This is a genomic window from Dermacoccus sp. GAS27A, from assembly GCF_044909235.1.
Lineage (GTDB): Bacteria > Actinomycetota > Actinomycetes > Actinomycetales > Dermatophilaceae > Dermacoccus > Dermacoccus nishinomiyaensis.
This window is the reverse complement of the sequence record NZ_JBIYDW010000001.1, coordinates 388,156-405,091: the sequence shown is the minus strand read 5'-3', so window position 1 is coordinate 405,091 and position 16,936 is coordinate 388,156. Positions and strand designations below refer to the sequence as shown.

At 70.3% G+C, this 16,936-nt stretch carries 16 protein-coding genes and 1 riboswitch; of the genes, 5 read left to right on the top strand and 11 right to left on the bottom strand.

Going from position 1 to position 16,936, the window contains the following annotated elements; genetic code table 11:
* Window positions 1–5: 5 nt before the first annotated feature.
* Window positions 6–818, top strand: coding sequence for a fructosamine kinase family protein (locus ABH936_RS01790; protein ID WP_404602333.1), 813 nt, complete (start codon window positions 6–8; stop codon window positions 816–818).
* 179 nt (window positions 819–997) lie between these two features.
* On the opposite strand, the gene ABH936_RS01785 is transcribed toward ABH936_RS01790, so the two are convergent.
* From ABH936_RS01785 to ABH936_RS01765, 5 genes are all read right to left on the bottom strand, one after another.
* On the bottom strand, window positions 998–1,561 hold the full coding sequence (locus ABH936_RS01785; protein ID WP_281711119.1) for a nucleosidase: 564 nt from the start codon (window positions 1,559–1,561) through the stop codon (window positions 998–1,000).
* Window positions 1,558–2,028: a YbjQ family protein gene (locus ABH936_RS01780; RefSeq protein WP_241724561.1), complete on the bottom strand. Its 471-nt coding sequence runs from the start codon at window positions 2,026–2,028 to the stop codon at window positions 1,558–1,560. The genes ABH936_RS01785 and ABH936_RS01780 overlap by 4 nt, the downstream gene beginning before the upstream one ends.
* A 94-nt stretch (window positions 2,029–2,122) precedes the next feature.
* Window positions 2,123–2,746: an L-threonylcarbamoyladenylate synthase gene (locus tag ABH936_RS01775; protein ID WP_074039237.1), complete on the bottom strand. Its 624-nt coding sequence runs from the start codon at window positions 2,744–2,746 to the stop codon at window positions 2,123–2,125.
* 3 nt (window positions 2,747–2,749) lie between these two features.
* A complete protein-coding gene (locus tag ABH936_RS01770) occupies window positions 2,750–3,217 on the bottom strand; it encodes an SRPBCC domain-containing protein (protein ID WP_160126199.1) in 468 nt (155 codons plus the stop codon).
* 178 nt (window positions 3,218–3,395) lie between these two features.
* Window positions 3,396–3,824 carry an OsmC family protein gene (locus ABH936_RS01765; protein WP_239302940.1) on the bottom strand — a complete coding sequence of 143 codons (429 nt, stop codon included), beginning with the start codon at window positions 3,822–3,824 and terminating at the stop codon, window positions 3,396–3,398.
* 29 nt (window positions 3,825–3,853) lie between these two features.
* Here ABH936_RS01765 and ABH936_RS01760 point away from each other — a divergent pair, with 29 nt between their 5' ends.
* From ABH936_RS01760 to ABH936_RS01745, 4 genes are all read left to right on the top strand, one after another.
* Window positions 3,854–4,489 (top strand): histidine phosphatase family protein, encoded by a 636-nt coding sequence (locus ABH936_RS01760; RefSeq protein ID WP_239302939.1) that lies wholly within the window; start codon window positions 3,854–3,856, stop codon window positions 4,487–4,489.
* A gap of 110 nt (window positions 4,490–4,599) precedes the next feature.
* A complete protein-coding gene (locus ABH936_RS01755) occupies window positions 4,600–5,793 on the top strand; it encodes an exonuclease SbcCD subunit D (RefSeq protein WP_404602328.1) in 1,194 nt (397 codons plus the stop codon).
* Window positions 5,790–9,386, top strand: coding sequence for an AAA family ATPase (locus ABH936_RS01750; RefSeq protein ID WP_404602326.1), 3,597 nt, complete (start codon window positions 5,790–5,792; stop codon window positions 9,384–9,386). Before ABH936_RS01755 ends, ABH936_RS01750 begins: the two co-directional genes overlap by 4 nt.
* A gap of 26 nt (window positions 9,387–9,412) precedes the next feature.
* Window positions 9,413–10,666, top strand: a complete 1,254-nt coding sequence (locus ABH936_RS01745; RefSeq protein ID WP_038570839.1) for a pyridoxal phosphate-dependent aminotransferase — start codon at window positions 9,413–9,415, stop codon at window positions 10,664–10,666.
* Between the two features lie 86 nt (window positions 10,667–10,752).
* Here ABH936_RS01745 and gcvP read toward each other — a convergent pair whose 3' ends face one another.
* From gcvP to gcvH, 6 genes are all read right to left on the bottom strand, one after another.
* The gene (gene gcvP, locus ABH936_RS01740; protein WP_404602324.1) at window positions 10,753–13,620 is read right to left on the bottom strand and encodes an aminomethyl-transferring glycine dehydrogenase; all 2,868 of its coding nucleotides are present in this window, start codon (window positions 13,618–13,620) and stop codon (window positions 10,753–10,755) included.
* A gap of 86 nt (window positions 13,621–13,706) precedes the next feature.
* Window positions 13,707–13,803: riboswitch (glycine riboswitch) on the bottom strand.
* Window positions 13,804–13,870: 67 nt separating this feature from the next.
* A complete protein-coding gene (locus ABH936_RS01735) occupies window positions 13,871–14,452 on the bottom strand; it encodes a MerR family transcriptional regulator (RefSeq protein WP_006943345.1) in 582 nt (193 codons plus the stop codon).
* 223 nt (window positions 14,453–14,675) lie between these two features.
* On the bottom strand, window positions 14,676–15,179 hold the full coding sequence (locus ABH936_RS01730) for a bifunctional nuclease family protein (protein ID WP_404602322.1): 504 nt from the start codon (window positions 15,177–15,179) through the stop codon (window positions 14,676–14,678).
* 43 nt (window positions 15,180–15,222) lie between these two features.
* Entirely contained in the window at window positions 15,223–15,900 is a 678-nt protein-coding gene (locus ABH936_RS01725; protein WP_281711122.1) for a MerR family transcriptional regulator, read from the bottom strand.
* Between the two features lie 11 nt (window positions 15,901–15,911).
* Window positions 15,912–16,358 (bottom strand): FHA domain-containing protein, encoded by a 447-nt coding sequence (locus ABH936_RS01720; RefSeq protein ID WP_040014173.1) that lies wholly within the window; start codon window positions 16,356–16,358, stop codon window positions 15,912–15,914.
* A 142-nt stretch (window positions 16,359–16,500) separates the two neighbouring features.
* Window positions 16,501–16,890: a glycine cleavage system protein GcvH gene (gene gcvH / locus ABH936_RS01715; protein ID WP_006943367.1), complete on the bottom strand. Its 390-nt coding sequence runs from the start codon at window positions 16,888–16,890 to the stop codon at window positions 16,501–16,503.
* Window positions 16,891–16,936 lie beyond the last annotated feature (46 nt).

The window sequence follows — 16,936 nt, the reverse complement described above, 5'->3', positions numbered from 1 at the left end:
ATCGCATGAACGGACGCGAGAACACGTACGTGAAGCAGCGGGCCGGCGCGCCGTCCGGCTTCTTCGCCACGGAGGCTGCGGGGTTGCGGTGGCTCGCCGCAGCGAGCGCCGATGGGGGCGTCGACGTCGTCGAGGTGCTCGACCAGGACACCACGTCGGTGACGTTGGAGCGCCTAGACGAGGCTCGCCCGAGCGACGGCGTCGACGCGGCCGCGGCCCGGTTCGGTGCTGCTCTGGCGGCGACGCATGCTGCGGGCGCCCCCGCGTTCGGTGCGCTGCCGCCCGGCGCGTCGACGTACTTCTTCGGTCCGCTCGATCAGCCGCTCACGCTCCCCCATCTCGAATCGGCGACGTTCGGGGCGTTCTACACGCAGGCCCGGCTGCGACCGGTGCTGGAGCGCACGCGGCTGGCGGGACGCGACGCCGACCTCGCACAGCGCGTCTGCGGCGCCGTCGAATCGGGGGCCGTCGACACCTGGGGCGCCTCTGGCGACCCCATACAACCGGCCCGCGTACACGGCGACCTGTGGAGCGGCAACGTCCTGTGGACGCGTGACGGCGCCGTCGTCATCGACCCCGCGGCGTGCGGGCACCACCCGCTCGCGGATCTCGCGATGCTGACGATGTTCGGCGCCCCCGGGCTCGAGGCGATTCTCGATTCGTACGCCGACGCCGCCCACCTGCCCGACGACTGGCGCGAGCAGCTGCCGCTGCATCAACTGTTCGGCTGGCTCGTCCACCTGCACCTGTTCGGCGCGGGCTACGCCGAGCCCGTCTCGCGGGCCCTCGACGCGTCGGCCCGGCTGTTGGGCGTGTGAAGCCTTGGAGGCGTGCGCTCAGTCGCGGACCTCACGGTCCATGGCACAGCGTCTGACCGTGGCGTTGCCCCGCTCCTGACGGCTTGCGACGCGACGCCCGACCGTATGTTGATTCCGCTCGCGAGCCGCGGAGCCAGCGCTGCCACATCCCACGGCGCGTGCGTTCGCCCAGCGGCGCGTCAGGTGGACGAGACGTTGGCGGTGAACCAGGCCGCGAGGTCGCGCGCCGAGGTGTCGACGAGCGTCGCCCAGTCGAGCGCGGAGGCGTCGGCGTCGTCCGAGACGTGCTTGACGACGCGCACGGGCACGTCGAACGCCTGGCAGGCCGCGACGACGGCGTAGCCCTCCATGTCGACGAGCGACGCGCGCTCGGCAAGAGCATCCCGCACCTGTGCGTCGCTGACGAACAGGTCACCCGTGGCCAGGACGAGCTCTGGGTCTCCTGCCCCGACGTCGAGGCGCTCGCGCACGTCGTGGCCGAGGGCGCGGATCGCGTCGGCACTGATGTCGTGGTTGAGCACGACGCCCGGCTCGAAGACGCCGCGCATGCCGGGGCGCAGGGCTCCACATGAGCCGAGGTTGACGACCTGCAGCCCCGCCCGTTCCTGCGGCGTGCGCTCCGCGAGTGCCCGCGTCGTTGCGATTGCCGCCGCGGTCTTGCCCAGGCCGGTCAGGACCACGTCGACGTCAGCGGGAAGATAGCGCGTCTCGCTGGCCGCCGCGGCGACGACGAGCGTCGTCACCGCTGTGCGTCAGCGTTGCCCTGCCACTGCTGCGAGCCCTCGCCCGAGCCGCCCGCGAACTGCTGGCCCATGCTCTGCGACGCCGGCGCATTCCACTGCTGCGCCCCGCCCTGCTGACCCTGGTGCGCCTGCTGCCCGCCCTGCTGGCCGTCAGGTGCGATATAGACGGCCGTGCCGTAGGCGCACACCTCGATGCCGGTCTGTGCGAACTCGTTCGTCTCGAAGCGGAATGCCACGACGGCGTTCGCGCCGCGCGCCTGCGCCTCGGCGGCCAGGCGGGACAACGCTTCACGGCGGCACTCGACGAGCAGTTCGGTGATGCCCTTGAGCTCACCACCGGCCATGGCCTTGAGCCCGGCGCCGATGTTGGAGCCGATGTGGCGCGAGCGCACCGTCAGGCCGAAGCACTCACCCATCGTCGCCTCGATGCGGTGACCGGTCACGTCGTTCGTCGTCACGATGATCATGACGTCGAGTCTAGGCGGCACGCACCGTCCGCGGGGGTGCATCGCCGCGCTTCTCCGACCCTTGTTCCAGGCGCCTTCGCGCGGCGACGCGGCGTCAGCCCTCGAAGCGCGCGACGTCGCCGGCACCGACGCGCACCACGGTCGGCGCCGCGTCCGTGTAGTCGATGACGCTCGTCGGGCGCGGCTCGACCTCGTCGGCATCGATGACGATGTCGACCTCGTGGTCGAGTGCGTCCTTGACGGCCCAGCCGTAGGTGAACGGCTCGTCCTGGTCGGGCAGAATGAGCGACGTCGACAGCAGCGGCTCGCCCAACTCCGCGACGATGGCACGCGCGATCGGATGGTCGTCGAGACGCACCCCGACCGTCTTCTTCTTCGGGTGCACGAGCTTGCGCGGCACCTCCGCCGTCGCCGGCAGGATGAACGTGTACGGCCCCGGCGTCGAGGCCTTGATCGCCCGAAACGCGGCGTTGTTGAGCTGTACGAGCTGACCGAGTTGTGCGAAGTCCTCGCACACGAGCGTGAAGTCGTGCTTGGCGTCGAGGTGCCGGATGCGGACCATGCGCTCCTTGCCCTCGGCGTTGCCGAGCGCGCAACCGAGAGCGAAACCCGACGACGTCGGGTAGGCGATGAGCGCGCCGTCACGCAGAGCGTCGACGACCTGACGAACGGTGCGCGGCTGCGGGTTCTGGGGGTGGATGTCGAGGAAGAGCGCCATGCCTCAGGCTACGCCGCGCGGATCACGCGCCGCCACCCTGATCCCCCGCGCATGACGGCGGGTGTGGGCGACGAACTCGGCGAGGATGAGCGGCCAGTCGCCGTACCGGGCGCGCGCGCCTGCGTTGTCGTCGTCCCAACCGTCGTGCTCGAAGGTGACGCGGGTGCCCCATTCGCTGTCGCTGAACCGGACGCTGACGCGGCTCGGATGACGATGCTCGCCGCGGCGCCAGCAGTCGAAGACGATCGACGACCGCAGGTCGACGCTGACGACCTCGCCCCACGCGCGATCCTCGCCGCCGATTCGGAAGCTGACGGTCCCGCCCGGACGGGCCTCGATGACGACGCCCGCATGACGCGCGGGGTCAGGCGTCTGCAGCGGCGGCCACCACTGGCCGATCTCGCCGACGAACAGGTAGAACGCGGCCGCCGGCGGCACCGGGACGTCATGGGTGAGCGTGATCTTGTCCACCGACGCATCTCCCTGGCTCTCGACAGCAGCCCGCACACTATGGCACGGGCGACGAGGTCGGATGGGGATTCGCACCCACCCGATCCGCAGGGTCCGATTCGTGGGACGACGCGCGGCAAGAACGCGTCCGGGCAGCGGGTCCGGGGACAGCGTCAGGGCGCCGCCGCCACCGCGGCCGTCATTCGGCGACGTGCATCCTCACCTCGGTGGGCAGCACGACCGTGCGGCTGACGGTGCACAGCTTCTCGTGGGACAACTCGACCGTCTCCGGGTAGACCTTGCGCGCGGCGTCGCCGCCGTCGCCCTCGGGAAAACGGACGGTGAACGTCACGTCGATCGGGCCCATGTGGTTGCCCTGCTCGTCGCGCACCTTGTCGCCCTCGGCGACGACGTCGAACTGCGTCGGCTCGCTGCGGCGCGTGGTGAAGATGTCGACATCGATGGCGCTGCACCCGGCGATCGCGGTGAGCAACAGCTCGACGGGCGTGAAGTCGGTGTCGTCACCCGAGCCGAACTCGAGGGTGCCGCCGCGCGCGTTCGTCGCGACGAAGCGTCCAGCGCTCGTGCGGGAGATGCTGACGCTGCGGTGGGGGTCGTTGGCGCTCATGCGACCATCGTGCCACTAGGCTGACAGGCGTGCCCGACGCAGCCAGCCCCAACGCCCCCCGCCCCGACTCCGGACGCCTCGTGCTCGTGCGCCACGGCGAGACGCAGTGGTCACGTGACGGGCGCCATACCGGCACCACCGATCTGCCGTTGCTGCCCGCCGGGGAGGCCGTCGCGCGGGCGGCCGGGCAGGCGCTCTCCGGACACCACTTCGTCGCGGAGTTCGTCTCCCCGCTGCTGCGCGCGCGGCGCACGGCCGAACTCATCGGGCTGCAGAACCTCGAGATCGACGACGACCTGCGCGAGTGGGACTACGGCGGCTACGAGGGCAAGTCGACGCCGCAGATCCGTGAGGAGGTCGGGTACGACTGGGAGATCTTCGCCGACGGCGTCATCCCTGGCGAGACCCCGGGTGAGACGGTCGAGGACGTCGCCGCGCGCGCCTCGCACGTGCTCGCACGGGTGCATCCGCTGCTGGAGCAGGGCGACGTCATCCTCGTCGCCCACGGGCACCTGCTGCGCATCCTCGCCGCCGCGTACCTGCGTCAGCAGCCGCGCTTCGCGGCGTCGCTGCAGCTCGACGCCGGCGCCGTGTGCGCCCTCGACACGCACCACGGAATCCCGACGATCGCCTCGTGGAACACGACGCACCTGCCGTCGGTCTGAGGTCGTACCTGCGTCCTGTGCCCTGGTCGCACGAGCTGTGTGACGTCGATTCAGGCTGCTTCTTCCGCGGGATTCCGCGATTGTCGGCGCTCACCTCTAGCGTGTGAGACATGCGCATCCTGCACACGTCCGACTGGCACCTGGGCCGCTCGTTCCACGGCGAGGGCCTCGGTGAGGCTCACTCCGCCTACTTCGACCATCTCGTCGACCTCGCGCGCGACGAGCAGGTCGACGCCGTCCTCGTCGCCGGAGACGTGTACGACCGGGCGCTGCCCAACCCGCGCACCGTCGAACTGCTCGACGACGCCCTGTGGCGGTTGCTCGACACCGGCGCTCGCGTCGTCGTCACCTCCGGCAACCACGACTCGGCGTCCCGGCTCAACTTCGGCTCGCGCATCATGGAGCATGCGGGTCTGCACATCCGCGCCGCCTATGAGGGCATCACCCGGCCGGTGGCGGTGCCGCGGCGCGGCAGCGACGAGATCGCCGGTCACGTCGTCGCGCTGCCCTACCTCGAACCGTCGGTAGCTGCGGGCGTGTTCGGCCTCGATGAGGGAACGCATCGGGCGGTGCTGAGCGAGGCGGTCGCGCGCTCGCGAGCCCAGGTGCCTGACAACGGCGCGCCCGTCGTCGCGATGGCGCACGCGTACTTCGCCGGGGCGACGACGAGCGACTCAGAGCGCGACATCAGCGTCGGTGGCCTCGGCCAGGTACCCACGTCCGTCGTGTCAGGCTTCGACTACGCCGCGCTCGGGCACCTGCACGGCCCGCAGACGCTCGAAGAGCACGTGCGCTACAGCGGCAGCCCCGTCGCGATGTCGTTCAGCGAGGCAGGCCACACGAAGGGCACGTGGCTCATCGACGTCACACGTGGTGCCGCGCGTGGGGAATTCATCGAGGCGCCCGTGCACCGCCCGCTCGCGACGCTCGTCGGCGAACTCGACGACCTGCTCGCCGAGCCCGCACTCGCCCATGCCGAGGCGGCTTGGTGCCAGGTGACGCTGACCGATGAGATTCGGCCGGCCGCGGCGATGGATCGGCTGCGAGCCCGCTTCCCGCACACCCTGCGGCTCTCCTTCGAATCGGCCCGCAAGGATGATGCGCCGCTCACGTACGCCGAGCGCCTCGCCGGGCGCGACGACGTCGAGCTGTGCTGCGACTTCCTCGCCCACGTGCGCGGGGGACGCGGTCCCAACGCGACTGAACGCACCGCCATCGGCCACGCCGTCGCCGCGGCGAACCGCCACGACGCCGAGACCATGCGCGACGACGGCTCGATGTTCGACCTGGAGGCCCTGCGATGAGATTGCACTCGCTCACCCTCGAGGCGTTCGGGCCCTTCCCCGGGCGCGAGCACATCGACTTCGACGCCCTCGATCAGGGCATCCTGCTCATCAACGGTCCCACCGGCTCCGGCAAGAGCTCGCTGCTCGACGCCATCGCGTTCGCGCTGTTCGGCGACGTGCCCGGCGCCCGCAAGTCGCTGCGTCAGAGCCTGCGCAGCCACCACGCCGAACCGTTCGCCGAGCCGCGCGTCGAGCTCGAGTTCAGCGTCGGACGCACCCGCTGGCGGGTGCAGCGCACCCCCCAGTGGGAGGCGCCCAAACGCCGCGGCACGGGCACGACGACGCGTCAGGCGTCGGTGCTTCTCAGCCAGTGGCGCGACAACGCATGGCATCTCGTCTCGCAGCGCATCGACGAGGCCGCGGACATGATGAGCGACACCCTGGGCATGCGACTCGAGCAGTTCGCGCAGGTGGTGCTGCTGCCACAGGGCGAGTTCGCTCAATTCCTGCGCGCCAAGCCGGAAGATCGCCGCGTCCTGCTCGAACGCCTCTTCGACGTCAGCCGGTTCGACGCCGTCGAGACGTGGTTCACGGAGGCGAAGAATCAGCGTGCCCGCGAGCGCGACGCGTCACTCGAACGCATCCGCAGCCACCTGACGATCATCGACGACGCGCTCGCCCGCCTCGACGAGCCCCTCGAGGCGCCGTTCGACGTCAGCGTCGATGCGCCGAGCGCCGACGCCGTCAGCGCGGACGTACCCGAGCTACCCGAGCGTCTGCGCGCCGTCGTCCGTGAGGTCACCGAACGCCGCGACGCGCTCGAGCACGCGGCGCGCACCAGTGAGGTGCGCGCGCGACGTGCGAGCCGTGCCGCCGACGACGAAGCCGCCCGCACCCTGCTGCGCGCACGCGCCCAGGAGGCGGCGGACGTCATCGCCGAATGGCCCGCCGACCGGCTGGCTTCGGTGCGCCGCACCCTCGACGACGCGGCGTCTGTGGCCGGGGCGCTGAGGCTGCACGCGCGCGCCGGCGCCGCGGCTGCGGATGCCGAACGCGCGGTGGAGGCCGTCACGCGGGCCGAGACGGCGCTGCGCGAACGGGGCGTGCACGTGCCCGAGAGTGGCTGGCCCTCCCCCGAGCTCACCGACGGCTGGTTCGAGGCGGTGAGTGACGCGCTGCGTCACGCCGAGTCGAGCGCACGCGATGTGGCATCGGCGCAGACGCGCGAGGTTCGTGCAGTGGCGCAGCTGCAGGACGCCGAGGCGCGGCTCGCCGAGGCCCAGGCGGCGACCACGCGGGCCGAAGGGGCCGTGACGCGCGCCGGCGAGCAGCACGACCAGGTCGCGACGCTCGTGGCGACGCTGCCTGACCCGTCAGATGCGCGGGCTGCCCTGGCGCGACTGCGCCGTGAGGCGGCGCGTCGCCCTGAGCTGGCCCACGCCCTCGCGAAGGCCGAGCAGCGCGAGACCGAAGCCGTACGCGCCCACGCGGCGGCGGAGCGCGAAGTGCTGCGGCTGCGCGAGGCGCGTCTGACCGGCATCGCGGGCGAACTGGGTGCAGCTCTCGCACCTGACGAACCGTGCCCCGTGTGCGGTTCAGCCACGCACCCGAGCCCGGCGAGCCCCGCCGATGACGCTCCCGGCGCGGAGCAGATCGAGCAGGCCGAGCAGCGGGCCGGCGAGGCCGACGCGGCCCGGCTGCGCGCCGGCGCCTCCGCGAGCGCGGCCCGTGAACGCCTGAGGCACCTCGACGAGGCCGTGACCGTGCATCACGACGAACTGCGCGTCGCGGTCGAGGCGCTCGCCGACGATCTGTCGACGGCACGCGCGCACGATGACCCGGCGCAGCTACGTCACCTCGACCACGTCGAGACCACCGCGCGCCGCCTGGGCCACGCCGACGCGCTGAGGACATGGCTCAGAACCGACGATGATGACGACGCACGAAAGGACGTCGTCCTGGCGGCCGACGTTCCGGGCGACAACGGCACGCCGGCCGGCGACGTACAGAACCACGATGCTTCGCTTGACGGTGGCGCCCAAGCCGACGATGAGCGGAACGACGATGCACCGGCCGAAGACGCGCGGGCCTGCGAGGCTTTGGCCGACGCCGTCACGCGCGCGCTCACCGACCTCACGACGACGGCCGCTGCACTGTCTGCTGAAGCAACCCAAGCACGCGCGGCGCTCTCGAGCGCAGAAGCCGCCCACACGAAGGAACTTTCCGCGCTGAGCGCGGCCGAGGAGCGTTCCGTGGGAGCGCAGAGCGCCGTTGGTGAGGCTCGAACGGCCACGGAGCACGCGCTCGGCGTCCTCAACACTGCGCTACAGGCGGTCCCGTCGGCCACCCTGGCCGCTCTCGGCGTCGAGTGGGCGCCGCGCAGCGCGGCCTCCGGGACGGGTTCGTACCAGTCGCAGCAGCCGTCGAGCCCGGCGGCGGTCTCGACGCCGCCGGGGTCGCTGATGTCGGCGCAACGTATGGAGGCAGTCGCCGACGGGCTCGGCGCGCGCGCCGAGGAGGCGAAAGACCAGCCCGGCTCTCCCGCACCGCTCGAGCCGTCGTTCGTCGCGGCGGCGCTGGCGGCCGTCACCGAGCGTCGACGCCTCATCGATGACGTCGAGCGCGCCCAGCGCGACGCTCAGCACGCGGAGCAGGCCGCCAGCAGTGCCGCCCAGGCCGTGGCGGACGAACTCGCCGTCGCCGGGCACGACACGATCGAACAGGCGCGCGCACTGGCCCTGCCCGAGGACGAGCGCGCCCGCCTCGACGCCACCTGGAACGACGCCGTCCGCCGGGTCGCCGCGGCACAGACGAGCCTCGAGGACGAGCAGGTGCGCATCGCAGCCTTCACCCCGGCCGCCGATCCGGCGCGGCTCGCCCAGCGTGCCGAGGTGCTGACCCGCCGGGCCCAGGAGGCCACGACGGTCGCCGTCAAGTGGCAGCAGACTCAGGCCGTGCTCGACTCGGTGCGCCACAAGGTGGCCGACGCCGTCCGCACCTATCTGCCGATGGCCGAGCGCGCCGCAGAGACGGCCGAACTCGCTGCGAGCTTCACCGGCACCGGCGAGAACACCCGCCGCATGCGGCTGACGAGCTACGTGCTCGCGGCGCACCTCGAGACGGTCACGCAGATGGCCAACGAACGTCTGGCGACGATGACGGACGGGCGCTACCAGCTGCGCTACACCGACGAACGAGCCAAGGGCAACCAGCGCAGCGGCCTCGGGCTGCTCGTCGTCGACGCGTGGACGGGGCGCTCACGCGACACCGCCACGCTCTCAGGCGGCGAGGCGTTCATGACCTCCCTCGCCCTCGCCCTCGGCCTCGGCGACGCCGTGCGCGCCGACTCAGGCGGCCTGGAACTGCACACGCTGTTCGTCGACGAGGGGTTCGGCAGCCTCGATCAGGACACGCTCGAGCAGGTCATGGAAGTGCTTGACTCGCTGCGAGAGGGCGGACGGCTCGTCGGCGTCGTCAGCCACGTCACCGAACTGCGCGCCCGCATCCCCACGCACGTCGAGGTCGTCAAGACCTCCGAGGGCTCGAGCGTGCGGACGACGTCCGCGCCGGGGCACGCCGCCGTCCCGAATGCCGTGTCTACCACGCCCTGAGCGACGCGGTGTGAAAACCTGTGCTCATGCGTGCGATCCGACAGTCGAACAAGCTCCAGAACGTCCGCTACGACGTGCGTGGCCCGATCCTGGAGGAGGCGCAGCGGCTCGAGGCCGAGGGTCACAAGATCCTGAAGCTCAACATCGGCAACACGGCGCCGTTCGGATTCGAGGCGCCGGAGGCGATCCTCGCGGACATGAAGCACCACCTGCACCACGCGCAGGGCTACAGCGACAGCCGCGGCATCTATTCGGCGCGCACGGCCGTCGCGCAGTACTACCAGAGCCGCGGCCTCAAGGACACGCAGGTCGAGGACGTCTACATCGGCAACGGCGTCTCCGAGCTCATCACGATGGTGCTGCAGGCGTTCGTCGACGACGGCAACGAGATCCTCGTGCCCGCCCCCGACTATCCGCTGTGGACCGGTGCGGTCTCCCTCACCGGCGGTACGCCCGTGCACTACCTGTGCGACGAGGAGAACGGCTGGAACCCGGATCTGGCGGACATCGAGTCGAAGATCACCGAGAACACCCACGCCATCGTCATCATCAATCCGAACAACCCCACGGGCGCCGTCTACTCCGAGGATGTCGTGCGCGGCCTCGTCGACATCGCGCGCCGCCACGACCTCGTCGTCATGGCCGACGAGATCTACGAGAAGATCCTGTTCGAGGACGCTGTGCACCACCACGCCGCGACGTTCGCGGGCGACGACGTCCTGTGCCTCACCTTCAGCGGCCTGTCCAAGGCCTACCGCGTGTGCGGTTACCGCGCCGGCTGGGTCATGATCTCCGGGCCGAAGCACCTCGCCGAGGACTTCCTCGAGGGTCTGACGCTGCTCGCCAACATGCGCATGTGCGCCAACGTGCCCGCGCAGCACGCCATCCAGACCGCGCTCGGCGGCTACCAGTCGATCAGCGAGCTCATCGGACCTGACGGCCGCTTCTACGAGCAATCGATGCTGGCCTGGCGAATGCTCAACGAGATCCCCGGCGTCAGCTGCGTCAAGCCGATGGGCTCGCTCTACACCTTCCCGCGCCTCGACCCCGAGATCTACCCGATCGACAACGACCAGGACTTCGTCATCGACCTCCTGCGGGCCAAGAAGATCCTCGTCACGCACGGCACGGGCTTCAACTGGGTCGCCCCCGACCACTTCAGACTCGTCACGCTGCCCGACGTCGACGTGCTCGAAGAGGCCATCGGACGCATCGCTGACTTCCTCGAGGACTACCGCCACCGCGCCGGCACCGGCGACCTCGTGCCCGAACGCGCCTGACGGCAGCAGACGACGAACGTCCGCTCACCCCGAGGGTGAGCGGCCGTTCGTCGCGACGTTGTCAGGGGCAGCGCCTCAGCGCGGCATCAGTCCTCGTACGCCTCGGGCGCCGGGCAGGAGCAGATGAGGTTGCGGTCGCCGTACGCACCGTCGATGCGACGAACGGGCGCCCAGTACTTGCTGCGCGGGTCGGTCGAGCCCGGGTAGACGGCGTCGCGACGCTCGTACGGGTGCTCCCAGTCGCTCGTCAACGACTCCGCGGTGTGCGGCGCGTGACGCAGGGCCGACTCGTCGGCGGCGACCTTGCCGTCGATGACGTCCTGGATCTCGGCGCGGATGGCGAGCATCGCGTCGACGAAGCGGTCGAGCTCCTCGAGCGACTCCGACTCAGTCGGCTCGACCATGAGCGTGCCCGCGACGGGGAAGCTCATCGTCGGGGCGTGGAAGCCGTAGTCGATGAGGCGCTTGGCGACATCGTCGACGGTGATGCCCGACTCCTTCGTCAGCGGACGCAGGTCGAGGATGCACTCGTGCGCGACGAGACCGTCGGAACCCGCGTAGAGCACCGGGTAGGCCTCTCGCAGACGCTTCGCGACGTAGTTGGCGTTGACGACGGCCATCTGCGTCGCCTTCGTCAGCCCCTCGCCGCCCATGAGACGCACGTACGCCCACGAGATCGGCAGGATGCTCGCCGAGCCGAACGGCGCCGCCGAGATCGGGCCGACGCCCGTGGCGGGACCGGCCTCCGCGAACAGCGGGTGGTTCGGCAGGTGCGGCGCGAGGTGCTCACGCACCGCGACCGGGCCGACGCCGGGGCCACCGCCGCCGTGCGGGATGCAGAACGTCTTGTGCAGGTTGAGGTGCGACACGTCGCCGCCGAACTTGCCCGGCTGAGCGAGCCCCACCATCGCGTTGAGGTTGGCGCCGTCGACGTACACCTGGCCACCGGCCTCGTGGACGAGGCTGCAGATCTCGGTGATCGTGTCCTCGAACACACCGTGCGTCGAGGGGTAGGTGATCATGATGGCCGCGAGGTTCTCGCCGTGCTCCTTGAGCTTGGCCTTGAAGTCGTCGAGGTCGACCTCACCCGAAGCGGCCGTCTTGACGACGACGACCTTGAGGCCCGCCATGACGGCCGACGCCGCGTTCGTGCCGTGCGCCGAGGCGGGGATGAGGCAGATGTTGCGGTGCCCCTCACCGTTCGCCTCGTGGTAGGCGTGGATCGCGAGCAAGCCGGCGAACTCACCCTGCGAGCCGGCGTTCGGCTGCAACGAGATGTCGTCGTAGCCGGTGATCTCGCACAGCCAGCCCTCGAGGTCGGCGATGAGCTCGCGGATGCCCTCGTTCTGGTTGGCGGGCGCGAACGGGTGCAGGTGAGCGAACTCGGGCCACGTCACCGCTTCCATCTCGGTCGTGGCGTTGAGCTTCATCGTGCACGAACCGAGTGGGATCATGCCGCGATCGAGCGCGTAGTCGCGGTCGGCGAGGCGACGCAGGTAGCGCAGCATCGCGGTCTCGCTGTGGTGGCTGTTGAACACCGGGTGCGTGAGGTATTCCTCCGTGCGCTCGATCTCCTTCGGCCACGCCGTGTTCTCCGCCGCCTCACGGGCGCGGAAGCCCCATGCGGCGCCGAGCGCGTCGAGCTCGTCCTCGCTCGTCGTCTCGTCGAGGCTGACGTAGACGGTGTCGTCATCGGCCTTCCACACGTTGACGCCGTGCTCGAGGGCCGAGTCGACGAGCGACTGGGCGCGGCCCTCGGCGCGCACCGCGAGGGTGTCGAAGAACGTGTCGTGCTCGACCTCGAGGCCGGCCTTCGGCAGCGCCGTCGCGAGGCGGCGAGCGGTCTCGTGGACGCGCTCGGCGATCGCCTTCAGCCCCTGAGGGCCGTGGTAGACGGCGTACATCGACGCCATGACGGCGAGCAACACCTGGGCGGTGCAGATGTTCGACGTCGCCTTCTCGCGGCGGATGTGCTGCTCACGCGTCTGCAGCGCGAGGCGGTACGCCTGGTTGCCGTCCGCGTCCACCGAGACGCCGACGAGGCGACCCGGCATGTTGCGCTCCAGCCCGGAGCGGACGGCCATGAATCCGGCGTGCGGGCCACCGAAACCCATCGGGACTCCGAAGCGCTGCGAGCTGCCGACGGCGACGTCGGCTCCCCACGAACCGGGCGAGGCGAGCAGCGTCAGCGCGAGCAGGTCCGTCGCGGCGGTGATGAGGGCGCCGTGCTCGTGCGCGGCGTCGGCGAGCTTCTTCCACGCGACGATCTGACCGTCCGCCGCCGGGTACTGGACGACGACGCCGAACACGCTGCGACCACCGGCCGCCTCGACGAGGGCCTCGGGCGAGTCGACACCGCGCAGGTCGGCGACGATGACGTCGAGCCCGAGCGGCGTCGCGCGGGTTTGCGTCACGGCGATGCTCTGCGGCATGACCTTCGCGTCGACCAGGAGCACCGCATCCTTGGGCGCTTTGCTGACGCGGCGCATCAGCGTCATCGCCTCGGCGACGGCGGTCGCCTCGTCGAGCAGCGACGAACCGGCCGTCGCGAGCCCTGTGAGGTCGGTGACGACGGTCTGGAAGTTGAGCAGCGCCTCGAGGCGGCCCTGGCTGATCTCCGGCTGGTACGGCGTGTAGGCGGTGTACCAGGCCGGGTTCTCGAGGATGTTGCGCTTGATGACGCCCGGGGTGTGCGTGCCGTAGTAGCCGAGGCCGATCATCGAGGTGAGCACTGCGTTGCGCGACGCCTTCTCCCGCAACTCGGCGAGGACGGCGGCCTCCGACGGCGCGGCGTCGAGGGCGAGGGGGCGCTGCTGCGCGATCGTCTGCGGCACCGCACGCGCGATGAGATCGTCGAGCGAGCTCGCACCGATCGTTTCGAGCATGTGGTCGAGATCGTCGTCGCCGGGGCCGATGTGGCGGGCGACGAAGGGGGCGAGCGATTCGCTGGTCATGGAGGACTCCCGTGACACGTCGTGGGTGACGGCCAGCCGTTTGGCTGGCTACTCCCCCTCTGTCACACGCACGCGCTCCAGAGTTGCTTCACCTGGACGGTCCACTTCGCCTGAGAGGTTGCGGGGAGGCTTGCCCCTTCGGCGCCCGTGCTCGCGGCAACAGGTCTCTCCCGCCAGGTTCGACAGCGAACACCACAGTACCCGACACCCCTCGCGGGTATCGGGTACTCGAACGGACGAAAAGAGGCGGTCAGCCGGCCTTCTTCGCGACGCGACGGCGGCGCAGCTCGTCGCCGGGGTGCTCGGCCATCTCGGTGGCGTCGGGGCGCTCGCTCGGCAGTTCGGCGAGGGTGCCCTCGACCTCACGCCAGACCGAGCCGAGCGCGATGCCGAACACACCCTGGCCGCCGCGCAGCAGGTCGATGACCTGGTCGTCGCTCGTGCACTCGTACACGGACGCGCCATCGGACATCAGCGTGATGCCCGCCAGCTCGCGCACGCCGTGGTCGCGTAGCGCCGCGACGGCGACCCGGATCTGCTGCAAGGAGACACCCGCGTCGAGCAGGCGCTTGATGACCTTGAGGACGAGGACGTCGCGGAACGAGTACAGACGCTGGTGGCCGGAGCCGCTGACGTTGCGCACCGACGGCTCGAGCAGACCCGTGCGGGCCCAGTAGTCGAGCTGACGGTAGGTGACGCCCGCCGCGCGGCAGGCGGCGGGGCCGCGGTAGCCGAGCGTAGCGTCGTCGAGCGCTGCGGTACGGCTGACATCCGCATCGAGCGGCGCATGAACCTGCTTCTGCGATTCGTGCGCCTTGCCGGTGCTGACCACGGCGACCTCCTGGAAGAACAAAGACGTGAGCACGTGCAGCACGCCCTCTTGACTCCCTCAACGGTACGGGCGCGGGTCGCGCCGGGCAACGATTCGACACGCGACACGCCGGAAAGATTTCCCGTCATGACGCGCCATCACGGTCTGATCACGAACATTCACGTTCGAGTCGACGGTGAGTTCCACCCCTGCGCTACAGCTCAACGTTAAGTTGAGGGTTAACTCATTCGCCCGGTTCCTCGAAGTCGTCGGCGCTCACCTGGTCGAGGAATTCGCGGAATTTCTCGACCTCTTCCTCCTGCTCGTCGGCCACCTCGAGCCCAGCGGCGGTGACGACAGCGTCATCGACGAGGATCGGCGTCTGGGCGCGCACGGCGAGGGCCACGGCATCACTCGCGCGCGCATCGACGCGGCCGCCGTCGTCGAAGACGAGGCTCGCCTCGAAGACGTCGTCGACGAGACGCGAGATCTCGACGTGGTCGAGGGCGCGACCGGAGGCGGCGGCGACGTCGAGGAGCAGATCGTGCGTCAGCGGGCGGGGCGCTTCGACGCCCTCGGCGTACAGGGCGATGATGGAGGCCTCGGACGAACCGATCCACAATGGGACGTGGATGGGGCCCGATTCGATCCGCAGCAGCAGCACGGGGCTTGCGGTGGGGACGTCCATGCGGATTCCGGCGATCTCAGCGCGTTTCACGACGACCACGCTACTCCCTCGACGCCGCATCGGCGCGTGCCGGTCGCTCGCGCTCGGGGCGTGGCGAGCACCGTCAGTGACGCAGGCCAGCCTTGACGAGCGCGATGTGCAGCGCGAGAGCGCGCTGAGCGATCGTCACGCGTTGCGTCGTGTCACGCAGCGGCACCTGCTCCACGAGACCGACCTCACGGTCGGCGGCGAGGCGGAACGGACGCAGGTGACGGGCCTGCACACCGAACTCAGCGAGCCCGGCAGCAGCTGTCGCGACGGCGAGTGCGTCGGCGTCGAAGTGACCACCGGAATCAGCGCGGATGAGGCCGAAGGTCACGAGGTCGTCGATGAGCGAGGTGCTCGCCTGAGCCCCACGGGCCAGTTCGTCGCGCGTCAGCGACAGGTTCTCGCGGGGCGCGGCCGTGAGCTGTTCCTCGCTCGGGACGTCTTCGTCGACGTGTTGAGCGGGGACGGCGGGCACGGCACTCGCCATGACGTCCTCGTCCGGGGTGAGACCGCGATCGTAGGCGTCGAGGGCGTCACGGATGACCTTGAGCGGCCAGAAGCGGTCACGCTGCGCGCGGAGCACGAAGCGGAGGCGGTCGATGTCCTCGTGTGAGTAGCGGCGGTAGCCCGAATCGGAGCGCTTCGGCGAAACGAGCCCCTGCGCGTCGAGGAAACGGACCTTGGAGACGGTGAGGTCGGGAAACTCCTCGCGCAGTTCGTCGAGAACACCGCTGATCGTGAGACCGTGCGCCATGCGTGAAGCCCTCAGGCCTTCGTCGGGGCCGCGTAGTAGGTGAGACGGTACTTGCCGATCATGACCTCGTCACCGGTGCGCAGCTTCGCCTGGTCGACGAGCTGACGCGCGACGTACGTGCCGTTGAGCGAGCCGATGTCCTGCACGCTGTAGCCATCCTCGTCACGCACGAAGATCGCGTGACGTCGCGAGACGGTGATGTCGTCGAGGAAGATGTCGCTCTTCGGGTGACGCCCGGCGCTGACCTCGGCGGCGTCGAGCAGGAAGCGCGCCCCGGCGTTGGGCCCGCTGAGGGCGATGAGCAGGGCGGTGTTCGGGCGCAACGCCTCGACCATGGCCTGGTCGGCGGGCGACAGGCTGCGCGGCGCCTCCGTCGACAAGGTCGCAGCGGCCTCGTGCGAGCCGGGGACGCCGATCGTCGTGGCGTCACCGACGTAGGTGTTCTGCTCGTCAACCATGGTGTGCACCCCCGCGCCGCGATGACGCCGTTCGTGGATCTCGCCTCAGCCGCGAAGGGCTGGAGGGCTCGGAACTGTTGGTCAGAATACCGTCACCCGGCGATCGTCGTGCAATCGCCGGGTGATCTCCTCCTCGAGGAGCTCAGTCGAGCGAGGCGCGGTAGGCCTCGACGTCCATGAGGGCCTCGACGGCGGAGGCGTCGGAGACGCGGATCTCGAACATCCAACCCGACTCGTACGGGTCGGTGTTGACCGTGCCCGGCTCGGCGTCCAGCGTGTCGTTGACGGCGACGATCTCGCCGTCGAGCGGGGAGTACAGGTCGCTGACCGACTTCGTCGACTCGACCTCGCCGCACGACTCACCGGCGGTGACGGTGTCGCCGACGGCCGGCAGGCTGACGTAGACGACGTCACCGAGAGCGTCCTGGGCGTACGACGTGATGCCGACGCGCACTGTGCCCTCGCCCTTGTCGGCCACCCACTCGTGGTCCTCGGTGTAGCGCAGGTCGGCGGGGTACTGAAGATCGCTCATGACTCTCCTTGGTTGGTCGTCGTGGTGTCGGCGAACACGGTGGGGT

Bases quoted from the DNA above. Each gene is read 5' to 3' on its own strand.
- ABH936_RS01790 (WP_404602333.1), top strand. From the start codon at position 6: ATGAACGGACGCGAGAACACGTACGTGAAGCAGCGGGCCGGCGCGCCG.
- ABH936_RS01780 (WP_241724561.1), bottom strand. From the start codon at position 2,028: ATGATCATCGTGACGACGAACGACGTGACCGGTCACCGCATCGAGGCG.
- ABH936_RS01775 (WP_074039237.1), bottom strand. From the start codon at position 2,746: ATGGCGCTCTTCCTCGACATCCACCCCCAGAACCCGCAGCCGCGCACC.
- ABH936_RS01765 (WP_239302940.1), bottom strand. From the start codon at position 3,824: ATGAGCGCCAACGACCCCCACCGCAGCGTCAGCATCTCCCGCACGAGC.
- ABH936_RS01755 (WP_404602328.1), top strand. From the start codon at position 4,600: ATGCGCATCCTGCACACGTCCGACTGGCACCTGGGCCGCTCGTTCCAC.
- ABH936_RS01750 (WP_404602326.1), top strand. From the start codon at position 5,790: ATGAGATTGCACTCGCTCACCCTCGAGGCGTTCGGGCCCTTCCCCGGG.
- ABH936_RS01745 (WP_038570839.1), top strand. From the start codon at position 9,413: ATGCGTGCGATCCGACAGTCGAACAAGCTCCAGAACGTCCGCTACGAC.
- gcvP (WP_404602324.1), bottom strand. From the start codon at position 13,620: ATGACCAGCGAATCGCTCGCCCCCTTCGTCGCCCGCCACATCGGCCCC.
- ABH936_RS01730 (WP_404602322.1), bottom strand. From the start codon at position 15,179: ATGCGGCGTCGAGGGAGTAGCGTGGTCGTCGTGAAACGCGCTGAGATC.
- ABH936_RS01725 (WP_281711122.1), bottom strand. From the start codon at position 15,900: ATGGCGCACGGTCTCACGATCAGCGGTGTTCTCGACGAACTGCGCGAG.
- ABH936_RS01720 (WP_040014173.1), bottom strand. From the start codon at position 16,358: ATGGTTGACGAGCAGAACACCTACGTCGGTGACGCCACGACGATCGGC.
- gcvH (WP_006943367.1), bottom strand. From the start codon at position 16,890: ATGAGCGATCTTCAGTACCCCGCCGACCTGCGCTACACCGAGGACCAC.